The sequence below is a fragment of the Pseudomonas sp. P4_C4 genome (assembly GCF_056402055.1).
This window is the reverse complement of the sequence record NZ_JBFUID010000095.1, coordinates 1-15,596: the sequence shown is the minus strand read 5'-3', so window position 1 is coordinate 15,596 and position 15,596 is coordinate 1. Positions and strand designations below refer to the sequence as shown.

17 protein-coding genes are annotated in these 15,596 nt (G+C 61.8%); 2 read left to right on the top strand and 15 right to left on the bottom strand.

The window, feature by feature from the left end:
• The 9 genes from AC1DXW_RS29515 to parS form a co-directional block, all read right to left on the bottom strand.
• On the bottom strand, positions 1 to 122 hold a 122-nt coding region (locus tag AC1DXW_RS29515), incomplete at its 3' end, for a hypothetical protein (RefSeq protein WP_477757184.1).
• The gene (locus AC1DXW_RS29510; RefSeq protein ID WP_477760808.1) at positions 100 to 381 is read right to left on the bottom strand and encodes a hypothetical protein; all 282 of its coding nucleotides are present in this window, start codon (positions 379 to 381) and stop codon (positions 100 to 102) included. The genes AC1DXW_RS29515 and AC1DXW_RS29510, both read right to left, overlap by 23 nt.
• A gap of 43 nt (positions 382 to 424) precedes the next feature.
• Complete coding sequence (locus tag AC1DXW_RS29505) at positions 425 to 1,897, bottom strand: aldehyde dehydrogenase family protein (RefSeq protein ID WP_477753989.1); 1,473 nt, start codon at positions 1,895 to 1,897, stop codon at positions 425 to 427.
• Positions 1,890 to 2,717 carry an ABC transporter permease gene (locus AC1DXW_RS29500; protein ID WP_477753988.1) on the bottom strand — a complete coding sequence of 276 codons (828 nt, stop codon included), beginning with the start codon at positions 2,715 to 2,717 and terminating at the stop codon, positions 1,890 to 1,892. The genes AC1DXW_RS29505 and AC1DXW_RS29500 overlap by 8 nt, the downstream gene beginning before the upstream one ends.
• Before the next feature lies 1 nt (position 2,718).
• Positions 2,719 to 3,636: an ABC transporter permease gene (locus AC1DXW_RS29495; RefSeq protein WP_477760807.1), complete on the bottom strand. Its 918-nt coding sequence runs from the start codon at positions 3,634 to 3,636 to the stop codon at positions 2,719 to 2,721.
• Positions 3,637 to 3,667: 31 nt separating this feature from the next.
• Entirely contained in the window at positions 3,668 to 4,810 is a 1,143-nt protein-coding gene (locus AC1DXW_RS29490; RefSeq protein WP_477753986.1) for an ABC transporter substrate-binding protein, read from the bottom strand.
• Positions 4,811 to 4,849: 39 nt separating this feature from the next.
• The gene (locus AC1DXW_RS29485) at positions 4,850 to 5,965 is read right to left on the bottom strand and encodes an ABC transporter ATP-binding protein (protein ID WP_477753985.1); all 1,116 of its coding nucleotides are present in this window, start codon (positions 5,963 to 5,965) and stop codon (positions 4,850 to 4,852) included.
• A 187-nt stretch (positions 5,966 to 6,152) separates the two neighbouring features.
• Positions 6,153 to 6,641, bottom strand: a complete 489-nt coding sequence (locus AC1DXW_RS29480) for an RES family NAD+ phosphorylase (protein WP_150754611.1) — start codon at positions 6,639 to 6,641, stop codon at positions 6,153 to 6,155.
• Positions 6,638 to 7,114 (bottom strand): type II RES/Xre toxin-antitoxin system antitoxin, encoded by a 477-nt coding sequence (gene parS, locus AC1DXW_RS29475; RefSeq protein WP_347912055.1) that lies wholly within the window; start codon positions 7,112 to 7,114, stop codon positions 6,638 to 6,640. The genes AC1DXW_RS29480 and parS overlap by 4 nt, the downstream gene beginning before the upstream one ends.
• A gap of 620 nt (positions 7,115 to 7,734) precedes the next feature.
• Between parS and AC1DXW_RS29470 the strand changes: the two genes are divergently transcribed.
• Entirely contained in the window at positions 7,735 to 8,049 is a 315-nt protein-coding gene (locus AC1DXW_RS29470) for a DUF6124 family protein (protein WP_477753984.1), read from the top strand.
• A gap of 332 nt (positions 8,050 to 8,381) precedes the next feature.
• Here AC1DXW_RS29470 and AC1DXW_RS29465 read toward each other — a convergent pair whose 3' ends face one another.
• Together AC1DXW_RS29465 and AC1DXW_RS29460 are read right to left on the bottom strand one after the other, a co-directional pair.
• A complete protein-coding gene (locus AC1DXW_RS29465) occupies positions 8,382 to 9,206 on the bottom strand; it encodes a helix-turn-helix transcriptional regulator (protein WP_477753983.1) in 825 nt (274 codons plus the stop codon).
• Positions 9,207 to 9,377: 171 nt separating this feature from the next.
• A complete protein-coding gene (locus tag AC1DXW_RS29460) occupies positions 9,378 to 10,598 on the bottom strand; it encodes an MFS transporter (protein ID WP_477753982.1) in 1,221 nt (406 codons plus the stop codon).
• A gap of 134 nt (positions 10,599 to 10,732) precedes the next feature.
• Between AC1DXW_RS29460 and AC1DXW_RS29455 the strand changes: the two genes are divergently transcribed.
• Positions 10,733 to 11,506, top strand: coding sequence for an AraC family transcriptional regulator (locus AC1DXW_RS29455; protein WP_477753981.1), 774 nt, complete (start codon positions 10,733 to 10,735; stop codon positions 11,504 to 11,506).
• Positions 11,507 to 11,509: 3 nt separating this feature from the next.
• Here AC1DXW_RS29455 and AC1DXW_RS29450 read toward each other — a convergent pair whose 3' ends face one another.
• The 4 genes from AC1DXW_RS29450 to AC1DXW_RS29435 all read right to left on the bottom strand — a co-directional run.
• Complete coding sequence (locus AC1DXW_RS29450; RefSeq protein WP_477753980.1) at positions 11,510 to 12,796, bottom strand: NAD(P)/FAD-dependent oxidoreductase; 1,287 nt, start codon at positions 12,794 to 12,796, stop codon at positions 11,510 to 11,512.
• Positions 12,797 to 12,799: 3 nt separating this feature from the next.
• Positions 12,800 to 14,371 carry an aldehyde dehydrogenase (NADP(+)) gene (locus AC1DXW_RS29445; protein ID WP_477760806.1) on the bottom strand — a complete coding sequence of 524 codons (1,572 nt, stop codon included), beginning with the start codon at positions 14,369 to 14,371 and terminating at the stop codon, positions 12,800 to 12,802.
• Between the two features lie 106 nt (positions 14,372 to 14,477).
• Entirely contained in the window at positions 14,478 to 15,425 is a 948-nt protein-coding gene (locus tag AC1DXW_RS29440) for a dihydrodipicolinate synthase family protein (protein WP_477753978.1), read from the bottom strand.
• A 58-nt stretch (positions 15,426 to 15,483) separates the two neighbouring features.
• The coding region (locus tag AC1DXW_RS29435; RefSeq protein ID WP_477760809.1) for a proline racemase family protein at positions 15,484 to 15,596 on the bottom strand (113 nt) is incomplete at its 5' end.

Sequence of the window (15,596 nt, the reverse complement as noted above, 5' to 3'; positions counted from 1 at the left end):
TCAAGTTCATCAACGAAGACATCGACAACACGCACCGGATTAGTCTCGCTGACGTAATCGTCCAGGCTCTCGGGGAGCAGGGTCCTTTGACCTCGGTGTTCACCTTGAATGAAGCGTTTCATGGGCAACCCTTGCGATGAAATCCTGGGAAATCATAGCAAGGGTTTGCTTTGGAGTTTTTACACACTCTGGGCCGGGGGCGGCTAACCCGGCATCCATGCCGGGTTGCCCACTGCGCAGAACCTGCGCTCGGCCTCTCGAGGGGGCAAGAAGATCAAAAGCCAAAGCCAAAGCCAAAGCCAAAGCCAAAGCCAAAGCAAAAGCAAAAGCAAAAGCAAAAGCAAAAGCCAAAGCCAAAGCCAAAGCAAAAGCAAAAGCCAAAGCAAAAGCAAAAGCAAAAGCAAAAGCAAAGAGGTTGACTGGTTTACTTCAAGTACCAACCCCACGGCTCGTCGCTGACGTACTCGGTCACCTGCTTGACCTCCAGGTAATTGTGCAACCCCCATTGCCCCAGCTCCCGGCCGATGCCGCTGTGTTTCATCCCGCCCCAGGGCGCTTCGACGAAGGTCGGTTGCGAGCAGTTGACCCAGACGATCCCGGCGCGCAGCTGGTTGGCGACCCGGGCGGTGCGCTGCAAATCGGCGCTCATCACGGCGGCGGCCAGGCCGAAGCGGCTGGCGTTGGCCATTTGCAGCGCTTGTTCTTCGGTCTTGAAGCGCTTGATGCACAGCACCGGGCCGAACACTTCTTCGCGCCACAAGATGCTGCTGTGCCCCGGCTCATCGAAGATCGCCGGCTCAATGAAATACCCTTCGGCCAGATGCGCCGGTCGCCGTCCGCCGGTGAGCAAACGGGCGCCGCTGGCCAAGCCCTGGTCGATGAAGCCGAGCACCTTGTCGTACTGGCCCTGGCTGACCAGCGGCCCGAGCAGAACGCCGGGCTGCATACCGGGGCCAATGCTGATCTTGCGGGTTTCCTCCACCAGCCGTTCGATCAGGCGCGGGGCGATGGTTTCCTGCACCAGCAGGCGTGAAGTCGCGCTGCACACCTGACCCTGGTTCCAGAAAATCCCGAACAGAATCCACTCCACAGCGGCTTCGACATCGGCGTCATCAAACACGATGAACGCAGACTTGCCCCCCAGTTCCAGGCTGATGTTCTTGATGTCCCGCGCCGCTGCCGACATGATTTTCGCCCCGGTGGGCACGCTGCCGGTGAAGGCCAGTTTGTCCACCCCCGGATGCTCGGTGAGCGGGCTGCCGGCGTCGGCGCCGAGGCCGGTGACCAGGTTCAGCACCCCGGCGGGCAAGCCGATACGATCGGCAGCGGCCGCCAGTTCCAGCGCGGTCAATGGCGTCAGTTCGGACGGTTTCAACACCACGGTGGCCCCGGCGGCCAAGGCTGGCGCCACCTTCCACGCGGCCATCAGCAGCGGGTAGTTCCAGGGAATGATTTGCCCGGCCACGCCAATCGGCTCGTGGCGGAGGCGGCAGCGAAAACGCTCATCCGGCAAGGCCAACGGCTGATCCTGCTGCTGGTCAAGATCGCGGGCCAAACCGGCGTAGTAACGGAAACAACCGATCGCATCGCCAATGTCCCATTGCGCTTCGGGCAGCGGCTTGCCGTTGTCACGCACTTCCAGTTCCGCCAGCGTCTGCTGGCCGCTTTCCAGCTCATCGGCCAGCGCCTCGAGCCACTGCGCACGCTCGGCGCCGCTGGTTTGTCCCCAGCCATTGTCGAAGGAGCGACGGGCCGCACGCACGGCATGGTCGACATCCTCTTCAGTGCCCGCCGCCACGCGGTGGAAGACCTGTTCGGTAGCCGGATCAATCACGTCCAGATAGCCGCCCAGGTCCGGGCTGACCCATTCGCCGTTGATGTAGAGCTGATCACGCATGGTGTGACTCCTGGACGCCGGTACGGCGGTTTTGCAGATGGCGGGAAGTGAACAGCAAGGCCAGCGACACGCAGATGATCACCGTGGAAATCGCGTTGATCTCTGGCGTCACGCCGCGGCGGATGGAGGAAAAGATGTAGATCGGCAGCGTCGTTTCAGAGCCGGCGACGAAGAACGCGATGATGAAATCGTCGAAGCTGAAGGTGAAGGCCAGCAGGAATCCAGCCATGATCGCCGGACTGATCTGCGGCAGGGTGACCCGCCAGAAGGTGTCCATCGGTGGCGCGTACAGGTCCGCCGAGGCTTCGAGTAAGGCCTTGTCCAGCGAGTCGACGCGGCTGCGCACGATCACCATCACCAGGGCCATGGTGAACAGCGAATGCGCAGCGATCACGGTGAAGAAGCCCATGTTCAATTTCGGCACTGTCGGCAACCAACTCGCCAGCAGCGGGTTGATCAGGTCGAACAGGCTGATGAAGGCAATCAGCGTCGAGATGCCGATGACGATGCCCGGCACGATGATCGCGCAGTAGGTCAACGCATCGAACAGCAGGCGCACCTTGGCGCCGCAACGCTGCAAGCCGAACACCGCCAGGGTGCCGAACAGCGTGGCAATCACCGAGGAACTTGCGGCGATCAGCGCGCTGTTGCCCAGGGCTTCCATGATGAACGGGTTGCCGAACGCGGTGCCGAACCATTGCACCGAGCAGCACTGAAAGGCCAGGCCACTGCGCCCGGCGTTGAAGCTGAACAGCACGATCAGGGCAATCGGCGCGTAGAGGAACAGGTACAGCGATGTCGAATAGCTGCGCAGCCACATGTCACAGGCCTCCGTCGGCAGGGCGACCGCCGTAGCGCGCCACCAGTTTCAAGTACACGCCGATGATCAGCAGCATCATCGCCACCAACGTCATGGCCAGCGCACTGCCGAACGGCCAGTTGCGCGATTGCAGGAACAGGTCGACCAGCGCGTTGCCGACAAAGAACACCTTGCCGCCACCGAGAATGGCCGGGATCAGGAACTCGCCCATCAACAGGATGAACACCAGCATCACCCCGGTGATGATCCCCGGTGCGGACAGTGGCAGGGTGATCCGGCGGAAGCTTTCGAAGGCGCTGGCACCGAGGTCGGCCGAGGCTTCGAGCAGGCGCTTGTCGAGTTTTTCCAGGCTGACGTAGATCGGGARCACCATCAGCGGCAGGTAGCCGTAGACGATGCCGATCAGCACCGCCCACGGCGTGTTGATCAGCCGCACATCCTCAAGACCCAGGCTGGCCAGCAGTGCCGGAATGCCTTTGCCACTGAGGATGAAAATCCACGCATAGGTGCGGATCAGGAAACTGGTCCAGAACGGCACGATCACCAGGGTCAGCAACAGCGAGCGGTTCCTCGTGACCTTGACCGCGAGGAAGTACGCCAACGGATAGGCCGCCAACAGGCACACCAGGGTACCCAGCGGCGCGAGCATCAGCGTGTTGCTGAACGCCGCGCCGCGAGAACCGAGGTTCAGGTAGTTGGCCAGGGTGAAGCCACCGGCGTAACCGCCCACGGCGCTGCGCTCGCCGAAACTGAAGACCAGGATGATCACCAGCGGCATCAACAACAGCAGCAGAAACCACAGGGTCGAAGGCAAGAGCATCACCAGGGTGATGCGCCGGCCCAGGGTGCGCCGTTGGCGAACCTCGACCGGCAGGGCACGGCCCGGCTGCACCGTTTGGGGGTGGGCGGCGGCATTCATGGGTGACTCCTCATTGGCCATGGTCAAGCGATCAGGCGGACTTGAAACGCGCCATCAGTTCGGCGCGCGCCGGGCTGGTCAGCGTCGCGGCGGCACCGAACTCCAGCGGGCTCAGGGCCTCGGCGGCCGGGTACATGATCGGATCGTCGAGCATCGCCACAGGCAGCAGCGCGTCGACACGCTTGTCGCCGCTCGGGTAGCCGTGGCTCAGCACTTCGAGCTTGTTGTGCTGCGGATCGAGCAGGTAGTTGATGAACGCGTAGGCGGCATCCTTGTGCTCCGAGCTTTTCGGGATGGCGAAGAAGTCGCTCCACAACTCGCCACCTTCCTTGCCCAGCTCGAACTGCATTTGCGCGTTGTCGCGGTGCAATTGCGAGGCATCGCCAGTCCAGGACATCGCCAGCCAGGCATCGCCGCTGCGCATCGATGGCTGGATGTCGGAATTGATCGCGAACAGGTGCGGCTTGACCTCGATCAGCAGTTTTTCCGCGTCGGCCAGTTCTTTCGGGTCCAGGGAGTTGAAGCTGTAGCCGAAGCTTTTCAGCGCATTGCCGATGGCGGTCAGTTGATAGTCGTGGACCATCGTGCGGCCGCTGGCCGGGCCTTGGGCGGCGGCCCAGAATTCCTTCCAGCTGGCGGGGCCGTTTTTCAGCTTGCCGGCGTCGTAGAGCATGCCGGTGGTGCCCCAGTTTTTCGGCACCGCGTAGACCTTGCCGTCCACCGTGCCCTGGGCCATGAACTTCTGCTGGAACGCCGAGGCATCGAAGTTGGGAATGCGCGACAGGTCCAGCGGCTCGATCAGGCCCAGGCCGACGTAGGTGCTGATGGTGTAGTTGGTCGGCACCAGCACGTCCCAGCCACTGCCGCCGGCCTGCAATTTGGCGAGCATTTCTTCGTTGGAACCGAACACGCTCATCGACACCCGGGCGCCGGTTGTCTTGGCGAAGGTGTCGAGGTTTTCCTGGCTGTGGTAGTTCGGCCAGGTCGCCAGCGACAGGCGATCACCGAGCTTGGTTTGCTCGGCGGCCTCGGCGGTGGAGGTCAGCAGGCCGGGCATGTTGGTCGCGACCACGGCAGCGGCGATCCCCAGGCCCGTGCGGCCAAGGAATTCTCGGCGACTGATTGAGCCGTTCTGCCAGCTGCGCAGGGTTTTGATAAAAGTCTTCTGGTCCATAGCACGCTCCACATCCGGTTGATGAAACGAATCGATGATTTACAACGCCATGGCCAGGCCATTGGCGTGATCCCAGCCGACGCGCACTGGCGCGCCGTGTTCGAATGCATTGGCGCCGTGATCCTGCTGGCGCGGCACCCGCACGCAGACCACGCCGAAGGCCTGGGTGCGCACGCGGTATTCGGTGGAATTGCCCAGGTAGATGCGGTCCTCGACGCAGCCTTGCAGCTTCACTTCCCGGGCCATCTCGGCGTTGGCCCTGGCGATGCTGATCAGCTCCGGCCGCACCGCAATGCAACCGGCGGCGTTGGCGCTCAAGGCTTTGCCGGTGGGGGTGAGGGGGCTGGTCAGCTCCAGCCCTTGCTCGGTGCGCAGCACCACCGAGTTGCCGTTGAGCTGGCGCACGGTGCCGTCGAACAGGTTGGACTCGCCGATAAAATCAGCCACGTAACGGCTGGCCGGGGCTTCGTAGAGTTGTTCCGGGGTGGCGGTCTGGATGATCGAACCGTTGTGCATCACGCTGATGCTGTCGCTCATCGACAGGGCTTCTTCCTGGTCGTGGGTGACCAGCACAAAGGTGATGCCGACCTCGCGCTGCAAACGCAGCAATTCCGATTGCATCTCCTTGCGCAGCTTGCGGTCCAGCGCAGCCAGCGGTTCGTCGAGCAGCAACACGGTTGGCTTGTTGACCAAGGCGCGGGCGAGGGCGACACGCTGTTGCTGGCCGCCGGACAATTCACTCGGCTTGCGCTGGCCAAAGCCGCTGAGGCGCACCATTTCCAGCGCCTCATCGGCCATGCGCAGTTGCTGTTTTTTGTCCGGGCGTGGATTGCGATAACGCAGGCCGTAGGCAATGTTCTGCGCCACGGTCAAATGCGGGAACAGCGCGTAATGCTGGAACACCATGTTCACCGGCCGTTCGAACGCCGGCACGCCGGCCACACTTTTGCCGGCCAGTCGCACCTCACCGCTGGTGGGCTGTTCGAAGCCGGCGATCATGCGCAGGGTGGTGGTCTTGCCACAGCCCGAGCCGCCGAGAAAGGAATGAAACGAGCCACGCCGCACCGCGAAATCCAGACCGCTGACGGCCTGCACCTCGCCATAGCGTTTGACCACATTGCAGAATTCGATATCGCTTGGCGGGGTGTTGTTCACGAGGCGGGCTCCCTTGCAGTGATGAATCAGTGCGTCGGGGGCCAAACTAGCAATCGGGGTTTTGCGGTGTATATATCCCTTGGGGGATAGGAGGGGGGTGGAGCAGGTGTTCAGTAGGTGTGCAGCGTAGAGATCACACGCGACAGGCTGCATTTGAGGTTCTGGTGTGCAAGTTCGACATTCTCATTCATTTCAGTAAGCGGGTATCCAGTCCAAAACGCTCCTGCGAAACAAGCTTGAATTGATCCGCCGCCAAATCACAGCTAACGAGTAGGTTCCAAGAGTGGCGGGTAACTGCGGACGGGATAAGCACGAACGGGTGTTCGGCCAGTAGCTCATCAGCGAAATGCTGTTGATTGGGCGAAAGTTCAGATGGGATTAGCCAGTTAGGGTTCGGTACATCTTCAGGTTGAACAACTTTGATGACATTCGAATCCAGCACTTCGAAACACGTCAGCACATAAGGCACCCTGTCGAGCGTATCGAAGCCTGCGTGGGTGGCGACCTCTAAAATCGCCGTAGCCGGGTCGGCCGAAGCGTAAATAACCCGGCGGCCGGGAGGGTTCCATCGGCCACCGGATAGTTGCGCACCAATGCCGCTATCCCATGTGTCCTTGAAAACCGCACGGTCCAGACGCCAAGCGTGCCACTTCCCATCCCAAGGCAAAGGATTCATTGATAAACCCCGTGTTCAATTCGGGTCAGGTAGTCCTCTACCACCTGGAAACCCAGCGAGTTGTCGATCAGTTCCAGCGGAATATGACCCTCCAGGTACTTGCAGGGTTTCTTCAGCCAGTCCTCAGCCAACTGCTGATCGCCAAACACATTGATGGCGTGCTCAAGTACCTGTGCATACTGAAAGGCGACGGTGCTTTGTTGCTGGTTCAGCCGAACTGGCTGGGTTTCCTTTGCCAAGCGTTGCACGGTTCTGAGGGATTTCCCGGTAATGCGCTGAACAAGATCGTGCTCCATGTATAGGCCGGATATAGAAATCATGTCCCTGACGTCGCTCAGATCAAAGCCTTCCTGTGTGTATCGGATAATCAACATGCGCGTATCGCCACTACGGCCATGTAGCAGCACCTCAACAGGCTTGCGGGCGACACGCTTTGTCTGCGCCCCTACGACTTCATTTTTGACGGCGGGCATACCGATTACCTCCATGCGACATTTGACGTGATCATAACGCCAAATGTCGCGAGCCGGGTAATTGCCTTTGTCGACCCTTGTCTCGCGCATGTAATCGTTTCACCCTAAATGCCTGAAAGAACGCCTGAATCAGGCGAGAAATCGTTATCCCTGATCAGAGCGGCCAAGTTAAACCTCACGCTTCCGGCCGCCAACCTTAAAAATACGTCAGATATTTCCTCTTCGGTCCTAGGAATTTCAACGTGGGCAAGCCACGTAAATTCAAGGCTGAGACGCGTATGTTTAATCGCTGTCAGCGTTACTTCCCGCAAGCTACAACACCTTGCGTCGTTGCCTACAGGTACGCCAGAATCCGCCGGCTTGTGCGCCTTGGGGCTGGGTTTTATCGTTTGCCGGTCGCTGAAAAACAGTGATCGGGTTTGGTAGCCCGGTGTTACAAGGTGCAATGCGTCACTATCAGCAGCGTTTTTCTGCTCTGCTGCTACATGGTGGCCATGCACAGGGCGCCTTCGGGCGCGCCGGTTTCCTTGTACCCGGTCTACCAACCTGCGTATGGCCACCACCCAACGTTTGGTAGCGTGAGAGTGATGGCTCCTTTTTACGGTACAAGGAGTTTCACTATGTTCAAAGTCACACCCAATCCCCCGGACACTGATCCGGCATCTCCGTACGAAAGCCTCGATCTCAACCTCGGCCCCAACATCATGGCGACGCCGCGCAAGCCCAGCACCATGTTCATCGTCAATCCCGAACTCAATGTCGAGACCTTACTGGTGCATGCCTGCGAGTCGCTGGCCTCGGCCAATGTAATGGCCAACGATCTGGTGGATCATCTGGAGGGGACGAGCCGCAATGCGCTGTTGGGCATTGCGCAAGTGATCATGCTCGGTGAACTGGCAGTGAACCGGGCGCTGGATCGGCTTGATCCGCCCTGACCACAATCTCCGGATCACCGATAGACCTGTGGGAGCGAGCTTGCTCACGATGGCGRTGTGTCAGACACATGGATGTTGAATGTATGGCCGCCATCGCGAGCAAGCTCGCTCCCACAGGGGTTTCTGCTAGCCGACAGGTATCAGGCTTGCAGCTTGAGCCCAGGGGCGCTGGATCAGCTTGATCCGCCCTGACCACAATCTCCGGATCACCAGTAGACCTGTGGGAGCGAGCTTGCTCGCGATGGCGGTGTGTCAGACACATGGATGTTGAATGTATGGCCGTCACCGCGAGCAAGCTCGCTCCCACAGGGATATGCGTATACCAATGAACATCAGGCTTGCAGCTTGAGGCCGGGAGCCTGCAACGGATCCTCCGTCAACTCCCGTATAAACAACCCCAGCAACTCCGACTGGCTGCCAATGCCCAGCTTGGCGTAGATGTTCTTGCGGTGAATCTTCACCGTCCCGGGGCTGATGTTCAGTTGTTCGGCGACCGAGGCACTTGAGTGGCCGCGCAACAACAGTTGAACGATTTCCTGCTCGCGCCCGGTGAGGATGTGCGCGCCGAACTGGTCGAAGGCTGCGCGGATCTTGAAGTCCAGGTCCTGTGCCGGTCGCGGTTGCTGGGCCTGACGCAAGCGCCAGGCCTCATTGATGACTTGTTCGACCACCGCTTGCGCGCACTCGACCAGTTGCATTTCATCCCGGCTGAACGCACAGCTGGCGCTCGATCGCATCAACGACAACACCGCCGTGGCACCACCGCCGAGGTCGACGAAAAACGCCACTTCCTCGGCCAGACCCGTCTGCTGGTAATAGGTCAGGAAGTACTCGCCGAGGTAGAAGTGGTCGGGGGCGAACTGGCGCAGACGCCACAGCCCCGGTGCCTGCCCGCGTGTGCAGGCCAGGTAGAACGGATCGAGCAGGTAAGGGCCGCACTGATAGTCATCGACATACACCGCCCGCTTGTCCGCCGAGAACGTATCGAACAACGCCAGTGGCCGGTGATTGCCTTCGTAGACAAACAACACGAAATGATCGACCGGGCAGATTTGCCGAAGCCAATGGCTCAACCCCGACAGCCGCGCATGCCCGGCAGGCAGGTCGAGCAGGTGGGCGACTCCGGTGGTCCAGAGTTTCAGTTCCTTGGGGCGCATGGCGGCTACAGGCAGAAGAGGATGGCCTTTGGATGCACAAAGTACGCCATGGCGGTTTTGCCCGTGTGGCGCGGGGCGGGTGGCGGTGCGTCGTGGCAAAGACGCACCGCAACAGGGCCAGGTGTTACCGAGTGCTACAGGGCGGGTATCAAAAATGATCGGCTGAATCCTTCAGCGAGCACTCCGGGTCGAAGGCAACAGGATCGTCAAAATCCCCAGCAACGGCAGGTACGAACACAGCATGTACACGTACTCGATGCCATGGATATCCGCCAGATGCCCCAGCAGCGCGGCGCCAATGCCGCCGAATCCGAACATCAGGCCGAAGAACACCCCGGCGATCATGCCGACGTTGCCGGGCACCAGTTCCTGGGCGAAGACCACGATCGCCGAGAATGCCGAGGCGAGGATGAAGCCGATGATCATGCTCAACACGCCCGTCCAGAACAGGTCGACGTAGGGCAGGGCGAGAGTGAAGGGCGCGGCGCCGAGGATGGAGAACCAGATCACCTGCTTGCGGCCGATCCGGTCGCCGATCGGGCCACCAAAGAAGGTGCCCGCCGCGACGGCGCCAAGAAACAGGAACAGGTACAACTGCGAACTGGCCACCGACAGGTCGAATTTCTCGATCAGGTAGAAGGTGAAGTAACTGGTGAAGCTGGCCATGTAGAAGTATTTGGAGAACACCAGCAACGCCAGCACCACCAGGGCGAAGGTCACTCGCCGCTTGGAGAGGCCGTGGGTGGCCTTGCTGCCTTGCTTGAGCTTGAACAGGTTCAGGTGGTTGCGGTACCAGCGGCTCAACCCGTACTGCACGAGAATGGCGAACACCGCGAACAGGCCGAACCAGGCGACGTTGCCCTGGCCGTAGGGAATGATGATCGCGGCGGCCAGCAAGGGGCCGAAGGCGCTACCAGCGTTGCCACCGACCTGAAAGGTCGACTGCGCCAGGCCGTAGCGACCGCCCGAGGCCAGTCGCGCCACCCGTGAGGTCTCGGGGTGAAAGGTCGACGAGCCAACCCCCACCAGTGCCGAGGCCACGAGAATGGCCGGGAAGCTGCCGACCATCGACAGCATCAGAATACCGATCAGGGTGCAGACCATGCCCGCTGGCAGCAGCCACGGTTTGGGATGCCGGTCGGTGTAGAAACCGATCCACGGTTGCAGCAGTGAAGCGGTGAGCTGGAAGGTCAGGGTGATCAGGCCGACCTGGGTGAAACTCAGTCCATAGGTGGTCTTGAGCATCGGGTAGATCGACGGCAGCACGGCCTGGATCAAGTCGTTGATCAGGTGTGCCAAAGCACAGGCGCCGATGACGCGCATAACCAAGGGGCTGGCCTGGCTTGCAACGGAGACGGTGGGTGAGGGTGAGCTGAGGGTAGTGGTCGACATAGGCGAGTTTCCGGATAAAAAACGCGAACTGCGAGCGCAAGGCGCAGCCATTTTCAGGGTTCGACGTTATCCTATGGGCCCTGAAGACGCCCGTCTCGCGCAACTCGGGCGCTGACCATCGCAAAAAGGGCGACATGATCAAGCCATTGCAGACATTTCTTGCGGAAATCGACCAGGGCGGCTGGAGCGTTCGCAGCAGTGCGACCGACTACCCGGAAAACTGGAATATCGCGCCGCATTCCCATGAGAAGCACCAACTGATCTATGCCATCGAAGGCGTGATGGTGGTGCACACGGCAACGAGCCAATGGACGGTGCCACCGAGCCGTGGCATCTGGATGCCGAGTGGAGAGGTGCACTCGATTCGCTGTGTGGGGCCGATCAAGATGCGCAGCGTGTTCGTGCACCCCGACGCGAGCCTGGATCTGCCCACCGAAACCCGGGCCGTGAGTGTGTCCGCATTGTTGAGTGAGCTGATCAAGGTCTCGGTCGATTTCGATTTCAACCGCGATCCGGACTCGCGGGAAGCCCGGGTGCTGCGGCTGATTCTGGATGAACTGACGATCCTGCCGACCTTGCCGTTGAACCTGCCACAGCCCACCGATCCACGGATCAACCTGATCTGCACCGCGTTGCAGCGTAATCCCGGGGATGGCTCGACGTTGTCGGACTGGAGTACGCGATTGAGCCTCGACGCAAAAACCATCCAGCGCAGGTTGCGCAAGGAAACCGGTATGACCTTCGGCCAATGGCGCCAGCAAGCGCGACTGCTGCTGGCGCTGGAACGAATCGCCGTCGGCGAGAAGATCATCGACATCGCCGGGGAGCTGGGATACGACAGCCCGAGCGCGTTCACGACCATGTTCAAGAAGCAGTTCGGCAAGACGCCGAGTGATTTTTTCAAGTGATCCTCAGAAACGATCGAGCCGGTACGGCGCAGTCGCCGGCAGGCCGTGAGGCTGGGCTTCGATCAAAGGCGAGGCCATTTGCGCAATCATTTCCGCCGTGACCGCCGCCTGGGTCAGCCCCAGATGCTGATGACCGAAGGCGAGCAGGACCTTGCCGTGGCACACCCGGTCGATGATCGGCAGGGAGTCGGGCAGGGAGGGGCGGAAACCCATCCACGGCGTGGCGGCTTCGGCACTCAGGTCGTGTTTGAACAGGCCTTTGCTCAGACGGTGCAACTGCCAGGCGCGCTCCATGGTCGGCGGGCATTCCAGACCGGCGAATTCAACGGTGCCGGCCAACCGCAGGCCCTCGGTCATCGGCGTCATGATGAACTTGCGCTCCAGCGATGTGACGGCGAACGGCAAGCGCCCGTGTTCGTGGGGCAGCATCAGGTGATAACCGCGCTCGGTGTCCAGCGGCACCTTCTTGCCGGTCAGTGCGGCGGTGAGCTTCGCTGAATGGGCGCCACAGGCAATCAATACCTGGCGACTGTTGAAACGGCCTTGATCGGTGATCAACGACACGCCGTTGTCATGCAACTGCCCGCCCTCGACCCGTTGCTTGAGGAACTGTACGCCGTTGCTTTTGGCGGCGTGGACCAGTTCGCCGACCACCCGGAAGGGATCGAGAAAGTGCCCGGTGCGCGGGAAGAACAAGCCGCCGCGGATCTGCTCGCTGAGTTGCGGCGCGGCATCGCGGACCGCCTGGGCCTGCCAGAAATCCACCGGCACTTGCTGCTGGCGCATGCGCGCCTGCAGCGCTTCGATGGCCTGTTGCGAGTCGGGGCGTTCGAACACCAGCAGCGAGCCGTCTTCTTTCATCAGTTCGGGGCGGTCGATGGTCTCCAGCAACCGGTGCCAGGCGCCCAGGCTGCTTTCATTGAGCGCGCGGATACCGGCCACAGTGCGCTGGAACGGCGCCGGGCGCAGGTTCAACAACAGGCGTGCGAACCAGGGCAGGGCCCGGGGCATGTATTTCCAGTCCAGGCGCAGCGGGCCCATCGGGTCCATGAGCATGGCGGGAAGGCGTTTGAGGATCGACAGGTCGGCGATGGGGAACACCTGCTCGGTGGCCAGGTGCCCGGCATTGCCGAAGGAGGCGCCACGGCCGGGTTCCTGTTGATCGATGACCACCACCCGCCGGCCCTGGCGTGCCAGGCGCAGGGCGCAGGCGACGCCGATGATTCCGGCGCCGATCACGGCAACGTCCGCCGCTGTGTGCGGGCTGTTGAAAAGGGAGTCGTTGGACATGGCCTAGGCTTCTCTCTGGCCGTCGAGCAGGCGACGCAACTGCAACGGATTGCCGTGCTTGAGCGCGGCCGGTAACAGGGCGTCGGGGAAGTCCTGATAGCAGACCGGGCGCAGGAAACGCAGGATGGCGGCGGTGCCGACCGAGGTGGTGCGCGCATCGGACGTCGCCGGGAATGGGCCGCCATGGACCATGGCGTCGCACACTTCGACTCCGGTCGGCCAGCCATTGACCAACAGGCGCCCGGCCTTGCGCTCCAGTATCGGCAGCAATGCCCGGGCGCTTTCCACGTCGGCATCGTCCAGGTGCAGGGTGGCGGTCAACTGGCCCTCCAGGTGTTCGATGACCTCGCGGATTTGCTCGTCGCTGGCGCATTGCACGATCAGCGACGCGGCGCCGAACATTTCTGCCTGCAGCGCCGGGTCGGCGAGAAACTCACTGGCCTGGGTGACGAACAGGTGAGCCTGGCACTGGTTCGGGGTTTCGCCCCGCAAGCCGATGGCCACCGCGTGTGCATGTTTGAGCAGTGCGTCGACTCCGGCCTCGTAGGCGTTGAAAATACCGGGTGTGAGCATGGTCTGCGCCGGGCTGCGTCGCACATGATCTGCCGCCGCATTGATGAAGCGCTCAAGGTCCGCGCCTTGGCGGGCAATCACCAGACCGGGGTTGGTGCAGAACTGGCCGGCGCCTTGGGTGAGGGATGAAACGAAGCCTTGCGCCAGCGCTTCGGCACGCGATTGCAGTGCCGCGGGGAATAGCAGTACCGGGTTGATCGAACTCATCTCCGCATACACCGGGATCGGCTCGAGCCGTGCCTGGGCCGCGTTGTACAAGGCCATGCCACCGCTGCGCGAGCCGGTGAACCCTACCGCCTTGATGCGCGGGTCGGTGACCAGGGCGATGCCCACATCGCGGCCGGAGCCGTACAACAGCGAGAACACGCCGTCGTGCAGCCCGCAAAGTTTGACCGCACGGGCCAGCGCTCGGCCTACCAGTTCGCTGGTGCCGGGGTGCGCGCCATGGGCCTTGACGATCACCGGGCAACCGGCGGCCAGCGCCGACGCGGTGTCACCGCCGGCGACGGAGAAGGCCAGGGGAAAGTTGCTGGCACCGAACACCGCCACCGGGCCGAGCGGCACCTGACGCTGACGCAGGTCAGGGCGTGGCAGGGGCTGACGTTCCGGTTGCGCGGAGTCGACCCGCACATCCAGCCACTCGCCTGCGCGTACGGTGCGGGCAAAGGTACGCAACTGCTGGCAAGTGCGGCCTCGTTCACCCTGGATACGCGGGCGCGGCAGGCCGGTCTCGGCCACGGCGCGGTCGATCAATTCATCGCCCAGGGCTTCGATTTCGCTGGCGATGGTTTCGAGGAATTCGGCGCGGGCGTCCAGGGACGTCGCGCGATAGCTGTCCAGGGCACTCCACGCCAGGGCGCAGGCCTGTTCGACGTGCTCGCCGCTGCCACCGTGATAGGCCGGTTCAAGGGGCAGATCAGTGGCGGGATCAATGCCGCGGATCGCTTCGCGACTGCCGGGGATGGCCTGCTGGCCGATCAACATGTTGCCTGTCAGAGTCATGGTCGTTCCTGAAAAAAAGAGGGGAGGCGTTTGCGAAAAAACGCCGTACCGCCGTGGGCGAAAATAAAAGCGGCGCGCATTGGCACGCCGCTGTACAGGCTGGATGTCAGGCGAAGTTCTGCTCGGCCGACCACTGCTCGTACCACTGACGGAACAGTGCGTACTGGTTCTCGGCATAACGACGCTGGGCATCGCTGAGCACATCGGTCTCGTTGAAGTGCAGGGCGTATTCCTTGTCGCCATTGAGCACCATCAGGTGCTTGTAGTAGAGCACCAGGTCGCAACCCTCATCGAAGGACGACAGCACGGCGAGTGCGGATTCCAGCTCCCGCGCCTGACGACGCGCCTTGGCATCGCCCTTGGCCGCTTGTTTGCTCAAGGCCACCAGGCGCAACACTTCGCGCGGCAGTGCGTTGCCGATGCCGGTGATGGCACCGGTGGCATTGCAGTTGACGAAGCCATGCACCACCTGGGTGTCGACACCGACCATCAAGGTCACGTCATCGTCCTTGGAGGTGATGTGTTCAGCCGCGTAGCGCAGGTCGGCGGCACCGCCGAATTCCTTGAAACCGATGAGGTTCGGGTACTCGCGGCGCAGTTCGAAGAACAGGTCGGCGCGGGTGGCGAAGCCGTAGTAAGGGCTGTTGTAGATCACCGCCGGCAGGCCAGGAGCGGCCTGGAGGATCGCGGCGAAGTGGGCTTTTTGCGCGGTGGCCGAAGCGCCGCGAGACAGCACACGAGGGATGACCATCAAGCCATGGGCGCCGACTTTGGCCGCGTGTGCCGCATGGGACACCGCTTCACGGCTGTTGACGGCACCGGTGCCGACGATGGTCGGAACGCCGGCGGCCACCAGGCGCGCCACGCCTTCCTGACGCTCGGCTTCGGTCAGCAGCGGCCAGTCGCCCATGGAACCGCAATACACCACGGCGCTCATGCCGATGTCGATCAGCTCGCGACCCTTGGCCACCAGCGCGTCGAAGTCCGGCTTGCGTTCGGCGGTGCACGGAGTCATCAGTGCAGGGATGCAGCCAGTGAAAATGTTATCGCTCATTGTGTAGTCACTCCTTGAAGCGTTCATTCAGATCGGGTTAGGGAAAAGGCGTGGCGGCTCAAATGCCCCACGCAAAGGGGTCCTGTTCGTCGATCAGCAAGGTGCTGTCGGCGGTCATGCAGGCGCGGCCAGTGATGAAAGGGATGATGCGTTCGCCCTCCCATTCGTAGC

Excerpts from the sequence above, each read along its gene's own strand:
- AC1DXW_RS29505 (WP_477753989.1), bottom strand. The coding sequence starts at position 1,897 with ATGCGTGATCAGCTCTACATCAACGGCGAATGGGTCAGCCCGGACCTG.
- AC1DXW_RS29500 (WP_477753988.1), bottom strand. The coding sequence starts at position 2,717 with ATGTGGCTGCGCAGCTATTCGACATCGCTGTACCTGTTCCTCTACGCG.
- AC1DXW_RS29490 (WP_477753986.1), bottom strand. The coding sequence starts at position 4,810 with ATGGACCAGAAGACTTTTATCAAAACCCTGCGCAGCTGGCAGAACGGC.
- AC1DXW_RS29480 (WP_150754611.1), bottom strand. The coding sequence starts at position 6,641 with ATGAATCCTTTGCCTTGGGATGGGAAGTGGCACGCTTGGCGTCTGGAC.
- parS (WP_347912055.1), bottom strand. The coding sequence starts at position 7,114 with ATGCCCGCCGTCAAAAATGAAGTCGTAGGGGCGCAGACAAAGCGTGTC.
- AC1DXW_RS29470 (WP_477753984.1), top strand. The coding sequence starts at position 7,735 with ATGTTCAAAGTCACACCCAATCCCCCGGACACTGATCCGGCATCTCCG.
- AC1DXW_RS29465 (WP_477753983.1), bottom strand. The coding sequence starts at position 9,206 with ATGCGCCCCAAGGAACTGAAACTCTGGACCACCGGAGTCGCCCACCTG.
- AC1DXW_RS29460 (WP_477753982.1), bottom strand. The coding sequence starts at position 10,598 with ATGTCGACCACTACCCTCAGCTCACCCTCACCCACCGTCTCCGTTGCA.
- AC1DXW_RS29455 (WP_477753981.1), top strand. The coding sequence starts at position 10,733 with ATGATCAAGCCATTGCAGACATTTCTTGCGGAAATCGACCAGGGCGGC.
- AC1DXW_RS29450 (WP_477753980.1), bottom strand. The coding sequence starts at position 12,796 with ATGTCCAACGACTCCCTTTTCAACAGCCCGCACACAGCGGCGGACGTT.
- AC1DXW_RS29445 (WP_477760806.1), bottom strand. The coding sequence starts at position 14,371 with ATGACTCTGACAGGCAACATGTTGATCGGCCAGCAGGCCATCCCCGGC.
- AC1DXW_RS29440 (WP_477753978.1), bottom strand. The coding sequence starts at position 15,425 with ATGAGCGATAACATTTTCACTGGCTGCATCCCTGCACTGATGACTCCG.